Raw genomic sequence first — 22,527 nt, 5'->3', positions numbered from 1 at the left:
ACAGCCGCGCTTTCATCCGTCGGAATGCCGGCGCGTCCCTGCCATATATTGGCAGGGACGCGCCGATTCTACTTGGCAAGGATGTTTGTCCGGCTAACATTCACTTCAGGAGGAACGAACCATGCGCAATGTTGAACCCGCCGAACGAAAGGTCGCCAACATCTACGACACCGAATTCGAGCCGTTTGTCTATGACGATGGCACGGCACTTGGCGACAGCGTTCTGCAGCTCGACAAAAGCCTGCCGCTTGGCACCGGCTTTCACGTCTATCGGATGCCGGCCGGCATGACGACGCGGCCGCATCGCCATAATGGCCACGAGCAGTTCCTGATCCTTGAAGGCGAGTTGATCGAGAACGATGGAACCGTTTTCAGGAAGGGTGATCTGGTCTGGTTCAAGGATGGGACAGAGCATTGCTCCCACAGTCCCGAAGGTTGCCTGCTGGCGGTGCATATCGCTGGTCCGGAAATTGCGGTTGACTAACCCGCGATCGCGCTGCGGCGCTTGGCGCTCAACGCATTGAAAAGCCGGTCGGCCACAATGCCGATAAAAGCGATTGCCAGGCCCGCAACAATGCCGCGTCCGGAATCCGCCTTGGACAGGGCTATGAACACTTCCTGGCCGAGGTCCCGGGTGCCGATCATCGCGCAGATGATGATCATCGCCAGTGCCATCAGGATGGTCTGGTTGATGCCGAGCATGATTTCCGGCAGCGCGACGGGCAACTGTACCCTCCAGAACAGTTGTCGCCTGGTGCAGCCCGAAACGAGGGCAGCTTCCACCAGCGATGGCGGCACCTGCCGGATGCCGTGGTTGGTGTAACGGATGGCCGGCACGATCGCGAAGGCCACCGTGGCGATCATCGCGGTTACATCGCCGACACGGAACAGCATCACCACCGGAATGATAAAACAGAAAGACGGCAGTACCTGCAGCGTGTCGATCATTGGCGTGATGAACCGCTCAAAGCGGTCGCTGCGGGCTGCAACAAGCCCGAGCGGAATGCCGAACAGGCAGGCGACAAAGGCGGAAATGCCGCAGAGATAGACGGTCGCCATCGTCTTTTCCCACAGGCCGGTCACCGCACAAAACGCCGTCAGCAGTGCTACAGTCAATGCGAGGCGAATTCCACCGAGTTGAAAGCCGGCAAGTCCCAGCAGAAAAACCGCCCCGAGCCATGGAAAACCCTCGCAGAAGGCACGCAGCGGGTTGAGCACATAGAGGATCAGGCTCACGCGGAAAACCTCGATGGCGTCAAACAAGTTGATGGTGACCCAGTTCAACGCCGCTTTCCAGAAGGGAGCAGTACTCAGCGTCAGCGATTTCGGCAGTTGCGCAAAGGCAGGGATGACCAGGCTTGCCAGTGTAGCGGCCACGACAAGTGCGACGGCGAGCGTGAGGTTCGGGTAACGCTTCCAGATCGGTTCGGCGTCATTGCTGCCGGGTTTCGACCCGGACTGTCGCACCGCGATTGCCTGGCTCAGCCGGTCGAGCGCAATGGCAAGCGCCACAATCGCCAGACCCGCCTCCATCGCTTCGCCAACCTTGAGCGCGCGCAACGCCAGCAGGACGTCATAGCCCAGGCCGCCTGCGCCGATCATCGAGGCGATGATCACCATGTTCAGCGCCAGCATGATAACCTGGTTGACACCGACCATCAGCGTCGGTTGCGCCGCCGGGACCAATACGCGCCAGAGCTTCTGGGAGCGAGTACAGCCGGCCATGTCGCTGAAATCGACAATCTCCGAGGGCACGCGGCTCAAGCCCAGCATCGTGGCGCGCACCATGGGCGGGGTGGCGAAGATGGCGGTGGCGATCATCGCCGAAACGGGGCTGTTTCCGAACAGCAGCAGCATCGGGATCAGGTAGGCAAACGTGGGAATGGTCTGCATCAAGTCCAGCGCGGGCGAAACCAGTACCCGGTTTGCCCACGGTTGCCGCCACGCCCAGATTCCGACGAGCAATCCGGTCATCACGCAGAACGGGACGGCGATGACGATCAAGGCCAGTGTCAGCATTGCGCTCGTCCACTTGCCGAACAGCGCGATGTAGAGGAAGCAGCCGCCGACCAGAAAACCAAGGCGGTTGCCGCCATAGGCACGTCCCGCGACAAAGGCGGCAGCGCAGATCCCCACCCAGGAGAGCCGCGGCAGTGCAATCGCATCAAGCCCCCGGCCAATCTTGAAGCCCTTGGCCAACAGGTCCATGGCAAGATCCAGCGGCACATCGAGCACCGCCGTTATCGTTCGCGTCAGCCAGCTGATATTGCTCTTCAGCCACACCATGATCGCTGAAATCCAGTCTGCCAACGGTACCACCGCATCACTCGGGTAGGTTACCGCGTTGGGAAACATGTCGCGCATCAGGAAAAGCGCGGCGACGGCCAACAATGCCAGCGGCCAGATCGCATGCCATCTATTGATCGCGCGCCTGCCAACGGCTTCTGTTTCAGAGGCGATGGCTGCCATCTGACCTGTTCCTTTCGCCGACATCTGCCAGCAGCGCGACGACCGCCTGCGGGGTCACTTCGCCGAGTATCTGCCCCGAACCATCGACCACGGCAAACGGCTTGCCCGCGGAGACGATGGCTGACGAGAAGGTCGAAATCCTGGCATCAGGCGAGACTGAGCCGCCATATTCATGGCCATCCGGCGGCTGCATCAGGCGACGGGCGGATACCACCTTCGCCCGCTGCACATCGCGGGTGAATTCCGCCACATAGTCTGTAGCCGGGTGGACAACGAGTTCTTCCGGCGTGCCGATCTGGATGATCTCGCCATCCTTCATGATCGCAACCTTGTCGGCCAGCCGGATTGCTTCGTCGAAATCATGGGTGATGAAGACGATCGTCTTTTTCAGAACTGCCTGCAATCGCATCAACTCATCCTGCATTTCCCGGCGGATCAGCGGATCGAGTGCGGAGAACGGTTCATCGAGAAACCAGATGTCCGGATTTGTGGCAAGGCTGCGTGCGATGCCCACCCTCTGTTGCTGGCCGCCCGACAATTCGCGCGGGTAGAAATGCTCGCGGCCCTTTAGGCTGACCAGCTCGATCATTTCGCGCGCCCTGCTGTCGCGCTCAGCTTTTGCCATGCCCTGAATGCTCAGGGGAAAGGCGATATTTTCGATGACGTTGAGATGCGGCAACAGCGCGAAATTCTGAAAAACCATGCCCATGCGGTGGCGTCGAAGCTCGATCAGCTCGGCTTCGGATATTTTCAGCAGGTCCCTGCCCTCGAATTCCATTTTGCCGAAGGTCGGCTCGATCAGTCGTGACATGCAGCGAACGAGCGTCGATTTTCCGGAGCCTGAAAGGCCCATGATGATGAAGATCTCGCCTTGGCGTACTTCGAGATCTATGCCGCGCACAGCTCCGACAAGGCCGGCGGAGGCTATGTCCTCGGCGCTGGCCCGGCCATCCTGGGTCGCGATGAACTGGGCAGCCGTCGCACCGAAAAGCTTCCAGAGATTGCGGCATGCAAGCTTGATTGGTCGCAGCTCGGTCGTTTCACGGTGAAGTGCTGTCGCGCTGATATCGGCAACGCCATTCATGCGGGATACCTCGGTACTGGAGCATGTTGTGCGGCCGCCGGCAGGGCTCGGCGGCGGCCGCTGCGGTGCTATCGGGCGATCGTTACTTGGCCCATTCCTTCCAGGTCGCTTCGTTGGCATCGATCCATGCAGCCGCGACATCTTCCGGGGTCTTGCCGTCAAGGTCGATCTCGCCACTCATCTTGTTGAGCACGTCGGTGTCGATCTTGTAATTCCTGGCAAGCTTATAGGCGCCCGGCCATTTGTCCTTCATGCCTGACCAGACATATTTGAAGATCTCGCCATGCGGCTTGCCGCAATCGTATTTAGCATCCGGGTTGGAACCCCATTTCGGGTCGGTATAGCACTCCTTGGTGTATTCCGGAAATTGCAGCCATTCGCCCTTGTATTTCGCCGGCGCCCAATGCGGCGAGTAGATCCAGAGCATGATCGGCGCCTGGCGCTGGTAGGCCGATTCCAGTTCCGCAAACATCGCGGCATCAGTGCCGGCATGGATGACGGTGAAAGGCAATCCAAGTGCCGCCACCCGTTCGTCGTCAAAGCCTTCCCAGGTCACCGGCCCCCCGACATAACGACCCTTGGGTGCCGTCTCAGGAGTGGAGAAGGCCTCCGCACATTTCGGATCCTTCAGTGCTTCCCAATTCGGCAGACCCGGGCATTTCGCCTTCATATATTCAGGAAACCACCACTCCTCCTTGGCCTTTGGGCCGAGCGTGCCGAGATTTTCAGTCTGGCCAGTCGCGTCTGAGGCGGCCATTGCCTCTCCGGCAGTCGTCGCCCAGTATTCCATGCCGATGGACAGGTCGCCGTTGGTCAGTCCCGTGGTCAGGCTGGAAAGGTAGTCCGCCGTTGGATACTCGACGGTATAGCCAAGCTTTTCGAGAATGCCGCCATAGATCCTGGCGTTGAGATTGACGCTGGTCCAATCGAACAGCGCCACCTTGATCGGATCGGACGATTCCACCTCCTGCGCGAGCGCGGTCGAGGAAAGGCAGCCGATTGTGGCCAATGCTAAAACGCCGTAACGCAAATTCGAAATCAGTCCGGATAGCAGCATGCTGGAATCTCCCGTTTGACTTTGCGATTGCGAGGTTGTTCCCCAATGTATTTTCAGGACGAATGCAATTGCGTCTTGTCCGATAGGTCTGGAAGAAATGGGAAATGGAGAATTCACTGGTAGGGAATGCACTGCGTCGAGATGCAATCGCATCGGCTCCGCCGACAACGGGGCAGGCCGTATTCTTTCGTCCGGGAAATATTAATACACTGCCAAAAATAATTGCAAAGCATCCGGCGCGACGAATTCGCTGGAAACTACATTTTCCTTCATTGGCAAGGTATTTTGTGGGAAGGTTGCTCAAATCGACGGCGCATTGCTTGTTTGCCGTTCATTCCCTGCCCATTAACTGGGCTTAGTCGTAGAGACACTTGATGTAGTCGCCGGAAGCTTTTGCCCGGCGCTCGATCAACCCGGCGAGACGCTTCATGCCTTTTCCCGGCTTGGAGGCATTGCGCGTGATCGGATTGGGCAGCGACACTGCAAGCAATGCGGCCTGGCGGCGATTGAGTTTTGAGGCCGGAACCTTGAAATGGTAGCGCGCTGCCGCCTCGATGCCGTAAATGCCCGGCCCCCATTCGGCGATGTTGAGGTAGATCTCCATCAGCCGCTTCTTGGACCAGACTAGGTCTGCCCCTAGCGCGAGCGGCAGCTCCAGGCCCTTGCGAACGAACGAGCGGCCGTTCCACAGGAACAGGTTCTTTGCCGTCTGCATGGGTATGGTGGAGGCGCCACGCGTGGCTTCGCCATCCAATGCGTCCTGAATAACGCCATTCATCTGCACCCAGTCCACGCCGTCATGATTGCAGAACTGGCCATCCTCGGACATCATCACTGACCGAACCAGATTGGGGGAAATCTCTTCGAAATCCACCCAGCGCCGGTCATAGCCCTTCAGAGTGACGAGATCCCACAGCATCAAGGTGGACACCGGGTGGACGAAGCCCACCGCATAGATCAGGATCAGCAGATAGGGCAGCAGAACAAGGCCGATCGCCCATTTCAGGACTTTCCGCAAACGCGCACGCACCGGCACATCAACTCGCGCGGACGACGACGCCTGTGTCTCCGAAGCCGGAGATGGCGCGATCAATCCTGTCTCGGAAGCAACTTCCAAACTTCAAAGCCCCGGTTTTCCCTGCTGTATGCCACGTTTTCATAACCCGAGCGCAGCCACATTGCCAGCTATCGGCGGCATGTTTTGTCATCGGCAGGCGCATCAGGCCTGTTGCAAGGCTTTACGGCCCATGCGAAAGAGCGTGCCATGCAAGACAGGGATTTTTCCAAAACGCTCAAGGCGCATGCAACGGCAGTCGAACGGCTGCTTGGCGAGATGTTGTCATCGGCGCCCCAGAAGGGCGAGATCGCGCGGCCCGAAAGGCTACTTGCCGCCATGCGGCATGGGGTGCTCAACGGTGGCAAGCGCATGCGACCGGCGCTGGTGATCGAAAGCGCCAGGATGTTTGGCGGCATCGAATCGACGGCGCTGCGCATCGCGGCGGCGCTCGAATGCATCCATTGCTATTCGCTGGTGCATGACGATCTTCCGGCAATGGATGATGATGACATTAGGCGTGGCCAGCCGACCGTGCACAAGGCTTTTGACGAAGCTGCGGCCATTCTCGCTGGCGACAGCCTGCTGACCTATGCTTTTGAAATCGTGGCGTCCGATGAAACCGAACTCGATGCCGCTCGCAAGATGCAGCTGACGCTGGCGCTTGCACGTGCGGCAGGGCTCGGCGGCATGGCGGGTGGCCAAGCGCTGGATCTGGAAGCGGAAAGCCGCACGCTTTCCGAGGGCGAGATCACCGTCATGCAGGCGATGAAGACTGGCGCACTGATCCGGTTTGCCTGCGAGGCAGGAGCAATCATCGGCAATGCGGAGGCGGGGGAACGGGCTCGCCTCGTACGCTTCGGCGAGATCATCGGCCTTGCCTTCCAGTTGCGCGACGACCTGCTCGACCTGGTTGCCGATAGCGCCACATTGGGCAAGGCGGCGGGCAAGGACGCGGCGCGCGGCAAGGGCACCCTGCCCTCGCTGCACGGCATCGCCTGGACCGAGGAAAAGCTTGAGGCCCTCGTTGCCGAAGCGCAGACCCTGCTAGCGCCATACGGCGAAAAGGCGGACATGCTGGTCAAGATTGCAGCCTATATCGCACAACGGAATCACTGAGATGAGCAAATTCTGGTCGCCGATCGTTTCAACTCTCAAGCCATATGTCGCCGGCGAGCAGCCGCGGATGCAGAATCTCGTCAAACTCAACACCAACGAGAATCCGTATGGGCCTTCGCCGAAGGCAGTCGCAGCCATTCAGGCGGAAGCGGGTGACGGGCTGAGGCTCTATCCCGACCCGTTATCGTTGAAGCTGAGACAGGCCATCGCTGGGCTGCATGGTGTCGATGCAAGCGAAGTATTTGTCGGCAACGGATCGGACGAGGTGCTGGCGCATGCCTTCCAGGCGCTGCTCAAGCATGACAAGCCGCTGGTCTACCCGGATATCACCTATAGCTTTTATCCGGTCTACTGCCTGCTCTACGGGATCGCTGCGCAGACGATCCCGCTCGACGACAAATTCGAGATCCGTCTGGAAGACTATCAGCGCGATTGCGGCGCAATCATTCTGCCCAATCCCAATGCGCCCACCGGAATCGGTTTGCCGCTTTCCGGGATCGAGGCGCTGGTCGCAGCCAATCCGGGCAAGCCAGTGGTGATCGACGAGGCGTATATTGATTTCGGCGGCGAAACCGCAATTCCGTTGACGCGGAAATACGACAACCTGCTGGTGATCCACACGCTGTCGAAATCACGTTCGATGGCAGGGCTGCGCGTCGGTTTCGCGATCGGTCAGCGCCACCTCATCGAGGCGCTGGAGCGGGTCAAGGATTCCTTCAATTCCTACCCGATCGACCGGCTGGCCGAAGCCGGGGCAACCGCCGCAATCGAGGATGTCGCCTGGTTCGACGAGACGCGCCACAAGGTGATGGAATCGCGCGATCGGGTCACCGGTGCGCTGCGGCAGCGTGGGTTCGAGGTGCTGCCGTCATTGGCAAACTTCATCTTTGCCCGCCATCCCGGTCATTCAGGTGCCTCACTCGCAGCGGGTTTAAGGGCTGTATCGGTGCTCGTGCGGCACTTCGACAAGCCGCGCATTTCCGATTTCCTGCGCATTTCGATTGGCACCCGGGAAGAGTGTGACAGGCTGATCGAAGCGATCGATGTCGTCATCGGTGTCCGCTAGCGGTCGAATAGCTGTTACGGGCGGATAACGCAGACGCCCATTTCCATGCGGCAATCGTTGTTCCGGTGGCCGACATTGATGATTTTCGCTCCGCCGGCCCTGATCCTCGGATTCGAGATTCGAGAGGTCGTGCCATAAGACCAGGTGCCGACGCCTGGTTGGTACGAGACAGAAACGTCGCCGGAATATGTGCCGCTTGACTGGGTGACATAGCCGTACCCGCTGCCATTGATGACATTGACCACAACCTTGGACTTGATGACGTTGCGTGGCCCGCGGTGGTGCGCCACCCTCTGCCGGAAAAGCTTGTGGTTGTGCCTGACGTGATGATGATATCGATTATGCCGTTGACCAGCGTCGGCGGTATCGATGCCGACCGGGAACATAACAAGCGTGGCAAGTGCGAGGAGAATTCCGGTACGCATGAACATGGCAATCTCCCTTTGACTGCATGAAGTGGCCGACTGCTGAAATCCCAAGAGCCGGAGTCGGTCCAAGGACATAATTACGCAGCAGATTCAAAATCCTACAGAGTCATTGCGCGTCACGGCTGAGGCGTGTCGCTGTAGCGGTTACGACGCATTGTTAATCACACGTTAACACTTCGTCCCCTCTACAATCAATGGGCTATGGGACTTGCGCGAGGATTGCATATCTGGTGGCTTGGCTGCGGGCGCGAGCCGAATTCAAAATACTGGTTTCGAAATAATCGATTAAATCGGAAATACGCCTTTGGCAGGGCTTGCGGCGGCGCAAACACGCGACTAAACACCGTTTTGATGCAATGCACATAATTTTGATGTGTATGCCTGAACGAGTGCGCCGGTTTCCAGGCGCTTATTGATTGCCCTCCCGGGAGGTTCCTTACATGGCGAACGCGGCAAAAAACCGTCCTTTGTCTCCCCATCTTCAAGTCTACAAGCTGATTCCGACGATGGCGAGTTCCATAATCCATCGCATTACGGGCGCTGCCCTCTATTTCGGCACGTTGCTGGTGGCGTGGTGGCTGATCGCGATCGCGTCGGGTGAAGGCTATTACGACTTCGTCAGCACGATCTTTGGTTCGATCATCGGCCAGATCATCCTTTTCGGATTCACCTGGGCGCTCGTCCAGCACCTTCTCGGCGGCCTGCGCCATTTCATGTGGGATCTGGGCTACGGGTTCGAGAAGCATTTCACCACGAGGATGGCCAAGGCCACGTTCGTCGCCGCACCTGTCATCACGATCCTTCTTTGGGTCGTCGGCTATATGGTCCGCTAGGAGGTCATTCGATGGATATGCGTACGCCTCTCGGCAAGGTTCGCGGGCTCGGTTCGGCCAAGGAAGGCACGGATCATTTCTGGCGCCAGCGGCTGACGGCCGCTGCCAATGTGCCGCTGATCCTGTTCTTCATCGGCTTCATCATCACCCACAGCAATTCGTCTTACGCGGAAGTGCGTGCAGCGCTCGCAAACCCGTTCGTCGCTGTCATCATGGGTCTGGTCGTGATTTCGGGCCTGGCGCATATGCGGCTCGGCATGCAGGTGATCATCGAGGATTACATTCACCATGAAGGGCAGAAGGTCGTGCTCCTGATGCTCAACACATTCTTTACGGTTCTTGTTGCCGGGCTCTGTCTTTTCGCCGTGCTCAAGACCGGATTTGCAGGATAATCAACATGGCTGCAGTCTCAAACGCCGCTCAGGGCGGCAAGGCCTACGAGTATGTCGATCACGCCTATGACGTGGTCGTTGTCGGCGCTGGCGGCGCGGGGCTTCGCGCCACGCTCGGCATGGCCGAGCAGGGGTTCAAGACCGCCTGCATCAGCAAGGTTTTTCCGACCCGCTCGCACACGGTCGCGGCACAGGGCGGCATTGCCGCCTCGCTGACGAACATGACGCCGGACAGCTGGCAATGGCACCTCTACGACACCGTCAAGGGCTCCGACTGGCTCGGCGACGTCGATGCCATGCAGTATCTCGCCATGGAAGCGCCGAAAGCGGTCTATGAGCTCGAGCATTACGGCGTGCCCTTCTCGCGCACCGAAGACGGCCGCATCTACCAGCGCCCGTTCGGCGGCCACATGCAGAACTACGGCGAAGGCCCGCCGGTGCAGCGCACCTGTGCGGCAGCCGACCGCACCGGCCACGCCATCCTGCACACGCTCTATGGCCAGTCGCTGAAGAACAATGCCGAATTCTTCATCGAGTATTTCGCGCTCGACCTGATCATGTCGGCCGATGGCCGCTGCACCGGTGTCGTGGCCTGGAACCTCGATGACGGCACGATCCACCGCTTCACCGCCAAGATGGTGGTGCTGGCGACCGGCGGCTATGGCCGCGCCTACTTCTCGGCCACCTCGGCCCATACCTGCACCGGCGACGGTGGCGGCATGGTCGCACGCGCCGGCCTGCCGCTGCAGGACATGGAATTCGTGCAGTTCCACCCGACCGGCATCTACGGCGCCGGCTGCCTGATCACCGAGGGTGCACGCGGCGAAGGCGGCTACCTCGTCAATTCCGAGGGTGAGCGCTTCATGGAGCGCTATGCGCCCAATGCCAAGGATCTCGCCTCGCGCGACGTGGTTTCGCGCTGCATGACGATGGAAATCCGCGAAGGCCGTGGCGTCGGCAAGAACAAGGATCACATCTTCCTGCATCTCGACCATCTCGATCCGGCCGTGCTGCACGAGCGCCTGCCCGGCATCTCGGAAAGCGCCAAGATCTTTGCCGGCGTCGATGTGACCCGCGAGCCGATCCCGGTTCTGCCGACCGTTCATTACAACATGGGCGGCATCCCGACCAATTACTGGGGTGAAGTGCTGAATGCCGACGCCAACAACCCAGAACGCATCTCGCCAGGCCTGATGGCCGTCGGCGAGGCCGGTTGCGCCTCGGTGCACGGGGCCAATCGCCTCGGCTCCAACTCGTTGATCGACCTCGTGGTGTTCGGCCGCGCGGCTGCAATCCGCGCCGGTGAGGTCATCAACCGCGCCGAGCCGATCCCGGCACTCGACGTTGCCGCCTGCGACCGGATCATGGAACGCTTCGACCGGCTGCGCTTCGCCAAGGGCTCGACGCCCACGGCCGTGCTGCGCGAGAAGATGCAGCGTGCCATGCAGGAAGACGCGGCCGTGTTCCGCACCCAGGAATCGCTCGAAAGCGGCTGCAAGCGCATGAGCGCGATCTGGAAGGAACTGCCCGACATCAAGGTTACCGATCATTCGATGATCTGGAACTCGGACCTGGTCGAGACGCTCGAGCTTGAAAACCTGATGGCCAACGCCATCACCACGGTCTACGGCGCCGAAGCTCGCAAGGAAAGCCGCGGCTCGCATGCCCGCGAGGACTATGTCGATGGTCCGTTCGCCGGTCGCGACGACGTCAACTGGCGCAAGCACACGCTGGCCTGGGTCAATGACGCGGGCGACGTCAAGCTCGACTATCGTCCGGTGCATACCGACCTCATCGCTGAGGGCATCGATCCCTACAAGATCGCGCCCAAGGCGCGTGTGTATTGATCTGAGGAGAACAGGAAATGGTTGAACTCGCTCTCCCCAAGAATTCGACGATGTCGGAAGGCAAGGTCTGGCCGAAGCCGGAAGGCGCCAAGAACGTCCGCGAATACCGGATCTATCGCTGGTCGCCGGATGACGACAAGAACCCGGTCATCGACACCTATTACATCGATGTCGACGATTGCGGCCCGATGGTGCTCGACGCGCTGATCTACATCAAGAACAAGATCGACCCGACGCTGACCTTTCGTCGTTCGTGCCGCGAAGGCATCTGCGGTTCGTGCGCGATGAACATCGACGGCACCAACACGCTTGCCTGCACCAAGGGCATGGAAGAGGTGAAGGGCACGGTCAAGGTCTATCCGCTGCCGCATCTGCCCGTCGTCAAGGATCTGGTGCCGGACCTCAACAACTTCTACGCCCAGCATCGTTCGATCGAGCCATGGCTGAAGACGGTGTCGCCGACGCCGGCCAAGGAATGGCGCCAGAGCCATGAGGACCGTCAGAAACTCGATGGTCTCTACGAGTGCATTCTGTGCGCCTGCTGCTCGACCTCCTGTCCGAGCTACTGGTGGAACGGCGACCGCTACCTCGGTCCGGCCGTTCTGCTGCAGGCCTATCGCTGGCTGATCGACTCCAGAGACGAGGCCACCGGCGAGCGCCTCGACAATCTCGAGGATCCGTTCCGGCTCTATCGCTGCCACACGATCATGAACTGCGCCCAAGCCTGCCCGAAGGGCCTTAACCCGGCCAAGGCGATTGCCGAGATCAAGAAGATGATGGTGGAGCGTCGGGTCTGACCGCGGCACTGCCGAAGGAAATTTTCGATCAGATACATTGCAAAACATCCATCCGCGCTTCGGTTTGCGCGGATGGTCAAGCTTTTCACCCAAAAGACACTTAAGGCGGACGATTGCCGCAAGGGGCGATTTTCGAGCTTGTTGCAGCCAAGAGCTTCAACAGCGAGATAATCTCGGAGTTATCGCTTGATTAACCATATGCGCCTACGCTAATTCCGCCATAATTTTCCGGTTGTGAGTGGCAGCCGGGTCGGGACTGAAGGAGTTGGGGATGCGGAAATCGCTATCTGTCGGGTCGCTTGTTGCGGCGATCATGCTTTCCGGTTGCGCCAGCGATCGCATGGATACCTATGACAATTCGAGCGTGAAGCCGCAACCGCTGGAAGCGCAGCCGGTTGCGCCGGTCGAGGCCGGTCAGCTTCCCGATCCGACCACGGATACGGCGCAGTTCCCGCAGAAGCCCGTTGTCGACCCGGCTCTTGGGCAGAACACCCAGGCCGATGCGGCGGCGGCCGCAGCAGCACTCGACATCAAGAAGGAAGCGATGGTCGGCGGCTGGAAGGTCAATGCGGGCGGCGCCAATTGCGATATGTTCCTGACACTGACCAATCTCGGCTCCGGCTCGCGTGGCGGCACGCGTGGTTGCTCCGGCGAGTTGATGGCCATGGGTTCTTGGGAGGTCTCCGGCAAGCAGGTGGTGCTCAAGGACCGCGCCGGCAACCAGCTGGCACGTCTCTACAAAACCGCCGAAAACCGCTTCGATGGTTCGCTGGCCAACTCCGGTCAACCGGTAAGCCTTTCCCGCTAAGCCCAGCAGCCGGATTTCCATCACATGCAGCCACCCCCCGACTACTCCGCAAGCGTCGTCGAGCGGTTGCAGACGATGACCGGCGACGGCCATATACAGTATGACGCGCAGCAGATCGCCGTTGCCCGCCGCCTGGATATGATCCTTGAGGCATTGCACTCGCGCAAGCCCGCGTCGAAGACATCGGCGCTGGGTTGGCTGTTTGCTTCTCGCCGCAAGGTCGAGCAGCCCGTGCGCGGGCTCTACATCCATGGTAGCGTCGGCCGCGGCAAGACGATGCTGATGGATATTCTCCACGAGCTTGCGCCGATCGAGCGCAAGCGCCGGGCGCATTTCCACGAATTCATGGCTGACGTGCATAGTCGCATCCACGCGCACCGGCAGAAGCTGAAGAAGGGCGAGACGAAACAGGCCGATCCCGTGCCGCCTGTCGCCGCCAGCCTGCACGCCGAGGCCGTCCTGCTTTGTTTCGACGAATTCACTGTCACCGACATTGCCGATGCGATGATCCTGTCGCGGCTGTTCACCGAACTCTTCCGTCTTGGATCGATTCTGGTGGCGACGTCGAACGTCGAGCCCGACAACCTCTATTTGGACGGGCTGAACCGGCAACTGTTCCTGCCGTTCGTTTCGCTGCTGAAGGACAATGTCGACGTCGTCTCGCTCGATACTGAAACAGATTACCGCATGGAAAAGACAAAGAGCCTGCCGGTGTGGCTCGTGCCGATCAACGGCGTCAATGATACGAGAATCGAAGCTGCCTGGCATGAGGTGACGCAGGGCGCAAAGTCCGTACCCGATGGGATTGCCATGAAGGGTCGCACTATCCACGTTCCCCTTGCCGCGCATGGCGCTGCCCGGTTCACCTTTGCCGATCTGTGCGAGCAACCGCTCGCCGCAACGGATTACCTGGCAATCGCCGAGCGCTATCATACCGTGTTCGTCGAGCATGTTCCGGTGCTGGCCGTGGAAAAGCGCAATGAAACCAAACGCTTCATAAATCTGGTCGACGCGTTATACGATCGTCAGATTCGCCTGATAGCATCAGCTGCAGCGATGCCGGAAGCACTGTTGCCGGTGCGCAAGGGAACAGTCGGCTTTGAGTTCGACCGAACGGTTTCGAGGTTGTTTGAAATGCGCAGCGAAGAGTATCTTGCTGCTAGCGCAAATAACACGCGTGGATAATTCTGTCAGACATTCAATTGACGTTTACGTAAGAAAATATATATCTAACCGATTGAAATTACTGCACGCAAAATTACGTGTTGTATTTTTAACCTTTTCTGTTTAAGCCCGTTCGCCATTGGAGCGAGGTGTGCCAAGCCCGCCCCGCAGTCTTAACTATGAAGGACATATTCCCATGGCGCGTAAGAAAATCGCACTCATCGGTTCTGGAATGATCGGCGGCACGCTGGCGCATCTTGCTGGCATGAAGGAACTGGGCGACGTGGTGTTGTTCGACATTGCCGACGGCATTCCCCAGGGCAAGGGTCTCGACATCGCTGAATCCTCTCCAGTCGACGGCTTCGATGCCAACTATACCGGCGCGAGCGACTACTCGGCCATCGAGGGCGCAGATGTCTGCATCGTGACTGCCGGCGTGCCGCGCAAGCCAGGCATGAGCCGCGACGACCTTCTCGGCATCAACCTCAAGGTCATGGAACAGGTCGGCGCCGGCATCAAGAAGTATGCCCCCAACGCATTCGTGATCTGCATCACCAACCCGCTCGACGCCATGGTCTGGGCGCTGCAGAAGTTCTCCGGTCTGCCGAAGAACATGGTCGTCGGCATGGCCGGCGTGCTTGACTCTGCCCGTTTCCGTTACTTCCTGGCGCAGGAATTCAACGTTTCCGTCGAGGATGTCACCGGCTTCGTGCTCGGCGGCCACGGCGACACGATGGTCCCGCTTGCCCGCTACTCGACCGTTGGCGGCATTCCGCTGACCGATCTCGTGACGATGGGCTGGGTCACCAAGGAACGTCTCGAAGAAATCATCCAGCGCACCCGTGACGGCGGCGCTGAAATCGTCGGCCTGCTCAAGACCGGCTCGGCCTACTATGCCCCGGCCGCTGCTGCCATCATGATGGCCGAAGCCTTCCTCAAGGACAAGAAGCGCGTTCTGCCTTGCGCGGCGCACCTCACCGGCCAGTACGGCGTCAAGGACATGTATGTCGGCGTTCCCACCGTTATCGGTGCCGGTGGCGTCGAGCGCATCATCGAGGTCGATCTCAATGGTCCGGAAAAGACAGCTTTCGACAAGTCGGTCGGTGCTGTCGCCGGTCTCTGCGAAGCCTGCATCAACATCGCTCCGGCTTTGAAGTAAGCCAAGCGCAACGTCAGATTGACAGGAAAAGATCATGAACATTCATGAATACCAGGCCAAGGCTCTTCTCAAGAGCTTTGGCGCACCGGTTGCTGAAGGCGTGGCCATTTTCTCGGCGGATGAAGCCGAGGCTGCTGCGAAGCAACTCCCCGGCCCGCTCTACGTGGTCAAGAGCCAGATCCATGCTGGCGGCCGCGGCAAGGGCAAGTTCAAGGAACTCGGTCCGGACTCCAAGGGCGGCGTTCGCCTCGCTTTCTCGATCGATGAAGCCAAGGCTCACGCCAAGGAAATGCTCGGCAACACGCTGGTGACCGCGCAGACCGGCGATGCCGGCAAGCAGGTTAACCGCCTCTACATCGAGGACGGCGCCGACATCGCCAGCGAACTCTATCTCTCGCTGCTCGTCGACCGCGCGGTCGGCCAGGTCTCCTTCGTGGTTTCCACCGAAGGCGGCATGGACATCGAAACCGTTGCCCATAACACGCCGGAAAAGATCATCAACGTGGCGATCGATCCGGACAAGGGCGTGACTGCCGAGAACCTTGCGGCCCTGACTGCGGCGCTCAAGCTCGATGGCGAAGCCAAGGCCGATGCCGAAAAGCTGTTCCCGATCCTCTACAAGGCCTTTGTCGAAAAGGACATGAGCCTGCTCGAGGTCAACCCGCTGATCGTCATGAAGAACGGCCGCATGCGCGTGCTCGATGCCAAGATGTCGTTCGACGGCAATGCGCTGTTCCGCCATCCCGACGTCGTCGCCCTGCGTGACACGACCGAGGAAGACGCCAAGGAAATCGAAGCGTCGAAGTACGACCTCGCCTATGTGGCGCTGGACGGCAATATCGGCTGCATGGTCAACGGCGCAGGCCTGGCCATGGCGACCATGGACATCATCAAGCTCTACGGCGCCGAGCCGGCGAACTTCCTCGATGTCGGCGGCGGCGCCAACAAGGAAAAGGTCACCGCGGCCTTCAAGATCATCACAGCCGATCCGGCCGTGAAGGGCATCCTGGTCAACATCTTCGGCGGCATCATGAAGTGCGACGTCATCGCCGAAGGCGTGATCGCAGCCGTCAAGGAAGTCGGCCTCAAGGTTCCGCTCGTGGTTCGCCTCGAAGGCACCAATGTCGAACTGGGCAAGAAGATCATCAACGAATCGGGTCTGAACGTGATTTCAGCCGACGATCTTGATGACGCCGCCCAGAAGATCGTCAAGGCCGTCAAGGGAGCCTGAGTATGTCCATTCTGATCAACAAAGACACCAAGATCCTGGTTCAGGGTCTGACCGGCAAGACCGGCACCTTCCACACCGAGCAGGCGCTCGCCTATCACGGCACCAAGATGGTCGGCGGTATCCACCCTTCCAAGGGCGGCGAAACCTGGAACGGCGCCATGGGCGAAAAGCTGCCGATCTTCAAGTCGGTTGCCGAAGGCCGTGACGCCACCGGCGCCGATGCTTCGGTCATCTACGTGCCGCCGGCGGGTGCTGCCGCTGCGATCATCGAGGCGATCGACGCCGAGATCCCGTTGATCGTCTGCATCACCGAAGGCATTCCGGTTGCCGACATGGTCAAGGTCAAGGCTCGCCTCGACAAGTCCAAGTCGCGCCTGATCGGACCGAACTGCCCGGGCGTGCTGACGCCGAACGAATGCAAGATCGGCATCATGCCGGGCAACATCTTCAAGAAGGGTTCGGTCGGGGTTCTGTCCCGCTCCGGTACGCTGACCTACGAAGCGGTGTTCCAGACCACCAACGAAGGCCTCGGCCAGACCACCGCTGTCGGCATCGGTGGAGACCCGGTCAAGGGCACTGAGTTCATCGATATCCTCGAGATGTTCCTGGCTGACGACGAGACCAAGTCGATCATCATGATCGGCGAAATCGGCGGCTCTGCCGAAGAAGACGCGGCGCAGTTCCTCAAGGACGAAGCCAAGCGCGGCCGCAAGAAGCCTATGGTTGGCTTCATCGCCGGTCGTACGGCCCCTCCGGGCCGCACCATGGGCCATGCCGGCGCCGTGATTTCGGGCGGCAAGGGCGGTGCGGAAGACAAGATCGCAGCGATGGAAGCCGCAGGCATCCGCGTCTCGCCGTCTCCGGCGCGCCTTGGAAAAACCTTGGTCGAAGTGCTCAAGGGTTGAAGACATAAGGCGGGAATATCGATTCCCGCCTTTACCACTCTGCCGGCGGATGCCGGTGATGAAAAGCTACAGGAGGCGGAGCGAGCTCCGCATTGGAAAAATGGCAAGGCAAGAGGCCAATCAGCAGTTTTCGGCGACGTCGTTCCTTGATGGCGCCAATGCCCTTTACATCGAGCAGCTCTATGCGCGCTTCCAGGAAAATCCCTCTTCGGTAACCGCCGAATGGCAGGCGTTTTTCCGGGGGCTGGAGGACAGCCCGGCCGACATTTCCAAGGCCGCCAAGGGTGCTTCCTGGCAGAAGAAGAACTGGCCGGTGCCGCTGAACGGCGAACTGGTCAGCGCGCTGGATGGCGATTGGCCGACGGTTGAGAAGGCCGTTACCAAGAAGATCGAAGCCAAGGCCGAAGTCGCGGGCAAGCCCGCCAGCCCGGAAGAAATCCAGCAGGCAGCGCGCGATTCCGTTCGCGCCATCATGATGATCCGCGCCTATCGCATGCGCGGCCACCTGCATGCCAAGCTCGACCCGCTCGCCATTGCTGCGCCGGTCGAGGATTTCAATGAATTGTCGCCTTCCAACTACGGCTTCGGCCCGGAGGACATGGACCGCAAGATCTTCATCGACAACGTGCTGGGGCTGGAATACGCCTCGGCGCGCGAGATGATCGATATCCTCGAGCGGACCTATTGCTCGACGCTGGGCGTCGAATTCATGCATATCTCCGATCCCGAGATCAAGCAGTGGATCCAGGAGCGTATCGAAGGTCCGGACAAGGGCGTCGATTTCACGCCGGAAGGCAAGAAGGCGATCCTTTCCAAGCTGATCGAGGCGGAAGGCTTCGAGCAGTTCATCGACGTCAAGTACAAGGGCACCAAGCGCTTCGGCCTCGATGGCGGCGAATCGCTGATTCCCGCGCTCGAACAGATCATCAAGCGCGGCGGCTCCGAAGGCCTCGAGGAAGTCATTCTCGGAATGGCCCATCGCGGTCGCTTGAACGTGCTGACGAACGTGATGGGTAAGCCGCACCGCGCCGTTTTCCATGAGTTCAAGGGCGGTTCCTACGCGCCCGACGACGTCGAAGGCTCCGGCGACGTGAAGTACCATCTCGGCGCTTCCTCCGACCGCGAATTCGATGGCAACAAGGTTCACCTGTCGCTGACGGCCAATCCGTCGCATCTGGAAATCGTTGACCCGGTCGTCATGGGCAAGGCACGCGCCAAGCAGGACCAGATGGCCAAGGTCTGGGACGGCGACATCATCCCGCTCAGCGAACGCGCCCGCGTGCTGCCGCTGCTTCTGCATGGTGACGCGGCTTTTGCCGGCCAGGGCGTGATTTCCGAAATCCTCGGTCTTTCCGGCCTGCGCGGTCATCGCGTTGCCGGCACGATGCATTTCATCATCAACAACCAGATCGGCTTCACCACCAATCCGGCTTTCTCCCGTTCTTCGCCCTATCCGTCCGATGTGGCCAAGACGATCGAAGCACCGATCTTCCACGTCAACGGCGACGATCCGGAAGCGGTGGTCTTTGCCGCCAAGGTCGCGACCGAATTCCGGATGAAGTTCCACAAGCCTGTCGTCATCGACATGTTCTGCTACCGCCGCTTCGGCCACAATGAAGGCGACGAACCCTCCTTCACCCAGCCGAAGATGTACAAGGTCATCCGTTCGCACAAGACGGTCGTCCAGCTCTATGGCGAACGTCTGATCGCCGAGGGCCTGATCACCCAGGGCGAACTGGAAAAGATGAAGGCCGACTGGCGCGCCCATCTCGAGCAGGAATTCGAAGCCGGCCAGGCCTACAAGCCCAACAAGGCCGACTGGCTGGACGGTCTCTGGTCGGGCCTGCGCACGGCCGACAACGCGGATGAGCAGCGTCGCGGCAAGACGGCTGTGCCGATGAAGCAGCTTAAGGAAATCGGCCGCAAGCTGAGCGAAATTCCTGAAGGCTTCAAGGCGCACAAGACCATCCAGCGCTTCATGGACAACCGCGCCCAGATGATCCAGACGGGCGAGGGCATCGACTGGGCAATGGGCGAAGCGCTGGCTTTTGGCGCGCTCTGCCTCGATGGCCACAAGATCCGCCTTTCCGGCCAGGATTGCGAACGCGGCACCTTCTCGCAGCGCCATTCGGTGCTCTACGATCAGGAGACCGAGGAACGCTACATTCCGCTCGCCAACCTGTCGCCCACCCAGGCGAGGTACGAAGTCATCAACTCGATGCTTTCCGAAGAGGCTGTGCTCGGTTTCGAATACGGCTACTCGCTGGCCCGTCCGAATGCGCTGACCCTTTGGGAAGCCCAGTTCGGCGATTTCGCCAACGGCGCCCAGGTGGTGTTCGACCAGTTCATCTCGTCGGGCGAACGCAAGTGGCTGCGCATGTCGGGCCTCGTCTGCCTGCTGCCGCATGGCTATGAAGGTCAGGGCCCCGAGCATTCGTCGGCGCGCCTGGAACGTTTCCTTCAGCTCTGCGCCGAAGACAACATGCAGGTCGCCAATGTGACCACGCCGGCGAACTATTTCCATATCCTGCGCCGGCAGATGAAGCGCGACTTCCGCAAGCCGCTTGTCCTGATGACGCCGAAGTCGCTGCTGCGCCACAAGCGCGCCGTGTCTTCGCTGTCGGAAATGGCGGGCGAATCCTCCTTCCACCGTCTGCTGTGGGACGATGCCGAAGTGATCAAGGATGGTCCGATCAAGCTGCAGAAGGACGCGAAGATCCGCCGCGTGGTGCTCTGCACCGGCAAGGTTTATTACGACCTTCTGGAAGAGCGTGAAAAGCGCGGCATCGACGATGTCTACCTGCTGCGCGTCGAGCAACTCTATCCGTTCCCGGCCAAGGCGCTGATCAACGAACTCAGCCGCTTCCGCCATGCCGAAATGGTCTGGTGCCAGGAAGAGCCGAAGAACATGGGCGCTTGGTCGTTCATCGATCCGTATCTCGAATGGGTGCTTGCGCATATCGATGCGAAGTACCAGCGCGTCCGCTATACCGGCCGTCCGGCTGCGGCCTCGCCGGCGACGGGTCTGATGTCCAAGCATCTCGCACAGCTTGCGGCCTTCCTCGAAGACGCGCTCGGAAGCTGAGGTGGACCGATGGGCTACTATCATCTGAAGCTCATCGGACCCCGCTCGACTTTTCCCTTCGACATGAACGAGGCGGAAAAGGCGGCGATGACTGACCATGCACAATACTGGCAGCGGCTGGCAGAGGAGAAGCTGGCCGTTGCTGTCGGACCGGTTTTCGATCCCAAGGGCCCCTGGGGCATGGCGATCGTTGAAACTGAAAACGAGGCGGAGGCCGAGGCATTGTGCGCGGCCGACCCGGTGATCTCGGTATCACTGGGCTTCCGTTATGAATTGGCTCCGATACCCTCTCTCATTCTCCGGCAGAACTGAAACCAGATCGACGTAACGTCAAACAATTCAGGAACTTAAAGATGTCCACCGAAATCCGCGTCCCAACCCTTGGCGAATCCGTCAGCGAGGCCACTATCGGAACCTGGTTCAAGAAAGTGGGCGACGCGGTCAAGACCGACGAAATCCTCTGTGAACTCGAAACCGACAAGGTAACGGTCGAAGTGCCCGCTCCGGCCTCCGGCGTGCTGAGCGAAATCGTCGCCAATGCTGGCGACACTGTCGCCCCGGGCGGCCTGCTAGGCCAGATCGCCGCGGGTGCTGGCGCCGCTGCAGCAGTACCTGCTGCCAAGGCTGAACCGGCTCCGGTTGCTACCGCTCCCGTTGCAGCACCGGCCGCGGCCATGCCTGCAGCACCGGCTGCCGCCAAGGTCGCAGCCGACAGCAACATCGCCGTTGCCTCCATCGACGGTTCGGGCAAGCGCGGCCAGGTGCTGAAGGAAGATGTTCTTGCGGCAATCGCCAAGGGCACTTCGGCAGCCGCACCCGCCGCCCAGCCCGTTGTTGCCCGTGCGCCGTCCTCGGCTGGCGATCAGGTTCGTGAAGAACGCGTCAAGATGACCCGCCTGCGCCAGACGATCGCCAAGCGCCTCAAGGACGCGCAGAATGCCGCCGCCATGCTCACCACCTATAACGAGGTGGACATGTCGGCCGTCATGAGCCTGCGCAACAAGTACAAGGACATTTTCGAGAAGAAGCATGGCGTCAAGCTCGGCTTCATGGGCTTCTTTACCAAGGCAGTGACGCATGCGCTGAAGGAAATCCCGGCCGTCAACGCCGAAATCGACGGCACCGACATCATCTACAAGAACTACGCCCATATCGGCGTCGCCGTCGGCACCGACAAGGGCCTCGTGGTTCCGATCGTCCGTGACGCCGACCAGATGTCGATCGCCGAGATCGAGAAGGATATCGGCCGTCTGGGCAAGGCGGCCCGCGATGGCGCGCTCTCCATGGCCGACATGCAGGGCGGCACCTTCACCATCTCCAACGGTGGCGTCTACGGTTCGCTGATGTCCTCGCCGATCCTGAATGCGCCACAGTCGGGCATTCTCGGCATGCACAAGATCCAGGAGCGGCCGGTGGCCATCGGCGGACAGGTCGTCATTCGTCCGATGATGTATCTGGCGCTCTCCTACGACCACCGCATCGTCGACGGCAAGGAAGCGGTGACCTTCCTCGTTCGGGTCAAGGAAAGCCTCGAGGATCCGGAACGTCTGGTTCTCGACCTCTGATCCCAGCTTTCGGGCCGCTCTCGGGCGGCCCTTTCTTCGCACGAGAGAAAGTCGTCGATGTCGACCGAATTGTTATGCCTGGTCTGGAGTACGGTTCTCGGCGGTATCTATATCTGCACACAGGTAGCGACGCTCTATGCCGAGCGCGGTGTCCGCAATTATGATCCCAATCGGGACAAACAGCATGCCAGCGGCCTTTACACGGGCAGGGGTGAACGGGCGGTTAGGAACTTTCTCGAGACCTACCCATTCTTCGTGGCGCTGGTGCTGGCGACGGAGATGTCCTCCAGCGGCGATGTATATACGACGCTGGGCGCGATCGTGTACCTTGTGGCGCGCGTGATCTATCTGCCGTTCTATATCGGTGGACTTGGGCCGCTCAGATCGATCGCCTGGGCGATTGCGATGGCCGGCCTTGCCATCATGTTCTTCGGCGTGCTTTTCTGAGCGCGATCAACCTGTCT

At 60.1% G+C, this 22,527-nt stretch carries 21 protein-coding genes; 16 read left to right on the top strand and 5 right to left on the bottom strand.

Going from position 1 to position 22,527, the window contains the following annotated elements:
- Positions 1-121 precede the first annotated feature (121 nt).
- Positions 122-484 (top strand): cupin domain-containing protein, encoded by a 363-nt coding sequence (locus JJB09_RS18905; RefSeq protein ID WP_201661775.1) that lies wholly within the window; start codon positions 122-124, stop codon positions 482-484.
- On the opposite strand, the gene JJB09_RS18900 is transcribed toward JJB09_RS18905, so the two are convergent.
- The 4 genes from JJB09_RS18900 to mtgA all read right to left on the bottom strand — a co-directional run bounded on the left by JJB09_RS18900 (position 481) and on the right by mtgA (position 5,646).
- Positions 481-2,469 (bottom strand): ABC transporter permease, encoded by a 1,989-nt coding sequence (locus tag JJB09_RS18900; RefSeq protein WP_201661772.1) that lies wholly within the window; start codon positions 2,467-2,469, stop codon positions 481-483. The two genes, JJB09_RS18905 and JJB09_RS18900, sit on opposite strands and share 4 nt — an antisense overlap.
- Positions 2,450-3,553, bottom strand: a complete 1,104-nt coding sequence (locus JJB09_RS18895) for a quaternary amine ABC transporter ATP-binding protein (RefSeq protein WP_201661769.1) — start codon at positions 3,551-3,553, stop codon at positions 2,450-2,452. The genes JJB09_RS18900 and JJB09_RS18895 overlap by 20 nt, the downstream gene beginning before the upstream one ends.
- 82 nt (positions 3,554-3,635) lie before the next feature.
- Entirely contained in the window at positions 3,636-4,610 is a 975-nt protein-coding gene (locus JJB09_RS18890) for an ABC transporter substrate-binding protein (RefSeq protein WP_201661766.1), read from the bottom strand.
- A 355-nt stretch (positions 4,611-4,965) separates the two neighbouring features.
- The gene (mtgA, locus tag JJB09_RS18885) at positions 4,966-5,646 is read right to left on the bottom strand and encodes a monofunctional biosynthetic peptidoglycan transglycosylase (RefSeq protein WP_343229057.1); all 681 of its coding nucleotides are present in this window, start codon (positions 5,644-5,646) and stop codon (positions 4,966-4,968) included.
- 228 nt (positions 5,647-5,874) lie between these two features.
- Here mtgA and JJB09_RS18880 point away from each other — a divergent pair, with 228 nt between their 5' ends.
- A complete protein-coding gene (locus tag JJB09_RS18880) occupies positions 5,875-6,783 on the top strand; it encodes a polyprenyl synthetase family protein (RefSeq protein ID WP_201661761.1) in 909 nt (302 codons plus the stop codon).
- A 1-nt stretch (position 6,784) separates the two neighbouring features.
- Positions 6,785-7,849, top strand: coding sequence for a pyridoxal phosphate-dependent aminotransferase (locus tag JJB09_RS18875; protein WP_201661758.1), 1,065 nt, complete (start codon positions 6,785-6,787; stop codon positions 7,847-7,849).
- A 14-nt stretch (positions 7,850-7,863) separates the two neighbouring features.
- On the opposite strand, the gene JJB09_RS18870 is transcribed toward JJB09_RS18875, so the two are convergent.
- Positions 7,864-8,280, bottom strand: coding sequence for a hypothetical protein (locus tag JJB09_RS18870; protein WP_201661755.1), 417 nt, complete (start codon positions 8,278-8,280; stop codon positions 7,864-7,866).
- Positions 8,281-8,717: 437 nt separating this feature from the next.
- Between JJB09_RS18870 and sdhC the strand changes: the two genes are divergently transcribed.
- The 13 genes from sdhC to JJB09_RS18805 all read left to right on the top strand — a co-directional run bounded on the left by sdhC (position 8,718) and on the right by JJB09_RS18805 (position 22,510).
- Positions 8,718-9,110 (top strand): succinate dehydrogenase, cytochrome b556 subunit, encoded by a 393-nt coding sequence (gene sdhC, locus JJB09_RS18865; RefSeq protein ID WP_201661752.1) that lies wholly within the window; start codon positions 8,718-8,720, stop codon positions 9,108-9,110.
- Positions 9,111-9,121: 11 nt separating this feature from the next.
- Positions 9,122-9,502, top strand: coding sequence for a succinate dehydrogenase, hydrophobic membrane anchor protein (gene sdhD, locus JJB09_RS18860; protein WP_201661749.1), 381 nt, complete (start codon positions 9,122-9,124; stop codon positions 9,500-9,502).
- A gap of 5 nt (positions 9,503-9,507) precedes the next feature.
- Positions 9,508-11,349 carry a succinate dehydrogenase flavoprotein subunit gene (gene sdhA / locus JJB09_RS18855; protein WP_201661747.1) on the top strand — a complete coding sequence of 614 codons (1,842 nt, stop codon included), beginning with the start codon at positions 9,508-9,510 and terminating at the stop codon, positions 11,347-11,349.
- A 17-nt stretch (positions 11,350-11,366) separates the two neighbouring features.
- Positions 11,367-12,146, top strand: coding sequence for a succinate dehydrogenase iron-sulfur subunit (locus tag JJB09_RS18850; protein WP_201661744.1), 780 nt, complete (start codon positions 11,367-11,369; stop codon positions 12,144-12,146).
- A gap of 271 nt (positions 12,147-12,417) precedes the next feature.
- Positions 12,418-12,954, top strand: coding sequence for a protease inhibitor Inh/omp19 family protein (locus tag JJB09_RS18845; protein WP_201661742.1), 537 nt, complete (start codon positions 12,418-12,420; stop codon positions 12,952-12,954).
- 24 nt (positions 12,955-12,978) lie between these two features.
- Positions 12,979-14,139 carry a cell division protein ZapE gene (gene zapE, locus JJB09_RS18840; protein WP_201661739.1) on the top strand — a complete coding sequence of 387 codons (1,161 nt, stop codon included), beginning with the start codon at positions 12,979-12,981 and terminating at the stop codon, positions 14,137-14,139.
- A 175-nt stretch (positions 14,140-14,314) separates the two neighbouring features.
- Complete coding sequence (mdh, locus tag JJB09_RS18835) at positions 14,315-15,277, top strand: malate dehydrogenase (protein ID WP_201661737.1); 963 nt, start codon at positions 14,315-14,317, stop codon at positions 15,275-15,277.
- A 34-nt stretch (positions 15,278-15,311) separates the two neighbouring features.
- Positions 15,312-16,508, top strand: coding sequence for an ADP-forming succinate--CoA ligase subunit beta (sucC, locus tag JJB09_RS18830; RefSeq protein ID WP_201661735.1), 1,197 nt, complete (start codon positions 15,312-15,314; stop codon positions 16,506-16,508).
- A 2-nt stretch (positions 16,509-16,510) separates the two neighbouring features.
- A complete protein-coding gene (sucD, locus tag JJB09_RS18825; protein ID WP_201661733.1) occupies positions 16,511-17,413 on the top strand; it encodes a succinate--CoA ligase subunit alpha in 903 nt (300 codons plus the stop codon).
- 100 nt (positions 17,414-17,513) lie between these two features.
- A complete protein-coding gene (locus tag JJB09_RS18820) occupies positions 17,514-20,498 on the top strand; it encodes a 2-oxoglutarate dehydrogenase E1 component (RefSeq protein ID WP_201662155.1) in 2,985 nt (994 codons plus the stop codon).
- Between the two features lie 9 nt (positions 20,499-20,507).
- Positions 20,508-20,810, top strand: a complete 303-nt coding sequence (locus JJB09_RS18815; protein WP_201661731.1) for a YciI family protein — start codon at positions 20,508-20,510, stop codon at positions 20,808-20,810.
- A gap of 41 nt (positions 20,811-20,851) precedes the next feature.
- Positions 20,852-22,063 carry a 2-oxoglutarate dehydrogenase complex dihydrolipoyllysine-residue succinyltransferase gene (odhB, locus tag JJB09_RS18810; RefSeq protein ID WP_201661729.1) on the top strand — a complete coding sequence of 404 codons (1,212 nt, stop codon included), beginning with the start codon at positions 20,852-20,854 and terminating at the stop codon, positions 22,061-22,063.
- Between the two features lie 57 nt (positions 22,064-22,120).
- Positions 22,121-22,510, top strand: a complete 390-nt coding sequence (locus JJB09_RS18805; RefSeq protein WP_201661727.1) for an MAPEG family protein — start codon at positions 22,121-22,123, stop codon at positions 22,508-22,510.
- Positions 22,511-22,527 lie beyond the last annotated feature (17 nt).

It is taken from the genome of Phytoamicus setariae (assembly GCF_016722925.1).
Lineage (GTDB): Bacteria > Pseudomonadota > Alphaproteobacteria > Rhizobiales > Rhizobiaceae > Rhizobium_E > Rhizobium_E setariae.
This window is presented reverse-complemented; position numbering and strand designations above follow the sequence as displayed.

Coding starts and splice junctions, on each gene's coding strand:
- JJB09_RS18905 (WP_201661775.1), top strand. CDS start 122: ATGCGCAATGTTGAACCCGCCGAACGAAAGGTCGCCAACATCTACGAC.
- JJB09_RS18900 (WP_201661772.1), bottom strand. CDS start 2,469: ATGGCAGCCATCGCCTCTGAAACAGAAGCCGTTGGCAGGCGCGCGATC.
- JJB09_RS18895 (WP_201661769.1), bottom strand. CDS start 3,553: ATGAATGGCGTTGCCGATATCAGCGCGACAGCACTTCACCGTGAAACG.
- JJB09_RS18890 (WP_201661766.1), bottom strand. CDS start 4,610: ATGCTGCTATCCGGACTGATTTCGAATTTGCGTTACGGCGTTTTAGCA.
- JJB09_RS18880 (WP_201661761.1), top strand. CDS start 5,875: ATGCAAGACAGGGATTTTTCCAAAACGCTCAAGGCGCATGCAACGGCA.
- JJB09_RS18875 (WP_201661758.1), top strand. CDS start 6,785: ATGAGCAAATTCTGGTCGCCGATCGTTTCAACTCTCAAGCCATATGTC.
- JJB09_RS18870 (WP_201661755.1), bottom strand. CDS start 8,280: ATGTTCATGCGTACCGGAATTCTCCTCGCACTTGCCACGCTTGTTATG.
- sdhC (WP_201661752.1), top strand. CDS start 8,718: ATGGCGAACGCGGCAAAAAACCGTCCTTTGTCTCCCCATCTTCAAGTC.
- sdhD (WP_201661749.1), top strand. CDS start 9,122: ATGGATATGCGTACGCCTCTCGGCAAGGTTCGCGGGCTCGGTTCGGCC.
- sdhA (WP_201661747.1), top strand. CDS start 9,508: ATGGCTGCAGTCTCAAACGCCGCTCAGGGCGGCAAGGCCTACGAGTAT.
- JJB09_RS18850 (WP_201661744.1), top strand. CDS start 11,367: ATGGTTGAACTCGCTCTCCCCAAGAATTCGACGATGTCGGAAGGCAAG.
- JJB09_RS18845 (WP_201661742.1), top strand. CDS start 12,418: ATGCGGAAATCGCTATCTGTCGGGTCGCTTGTTGCGGCGATCATGCTT.
- zapE (WP_201661739.1), top strand. CDS start 12,979: ATGCAGCCACCCCCCGACTACTCCGCAAGCGTCGTCGAGCGGTTGCAG.
- mdh (WP_201661737.1), top strand. CDS start 14,315: ATGGCGCGTAAGAAAATCGCACTCATCGGTTCTGGAATGATCGGCGGC.
- sucC (WP_201661735.1), top strand. CDS start 15,312: ATGAACATTCATGAATACCAGGCCAAGGCTCTTCTCAAGAGCTTTGGC.
- sucD (WP_201661733.1), top strand. CDS start 16,511: ATGTCCATTCTGATCAACAAAGACACCAAGATCCTGGTTCAGGGTCTG.
- JJB09_RS18820 (WP_201662155.1), top strand. CDS start 17,514: ATGGCAAGGCAAGAGGCCAATCAGCAGTTTTCGGCGACGTCGTTCCTT.
- JJB09_RS18815 (WP_201661731.1), top strand. CDS start 20,508: ATGGGCTACTATCATCTGAAGCTCATCGGACCCCGCTCGACTTTTCCC.
- odhB (WP_201661729.1), top strand. CDS start 20,852: ATGTCCACCGAAATCCGCGTCCCAACCCTTGGCGAATCCGTCAGCGAG.
- JJB09_RS18805 (WP_201661727.1), top strand. CDS start 22,121: ATGTCGACCGAATTGTTATGCCTGGTCTGGAGTACGGTTCTCGGCGGT.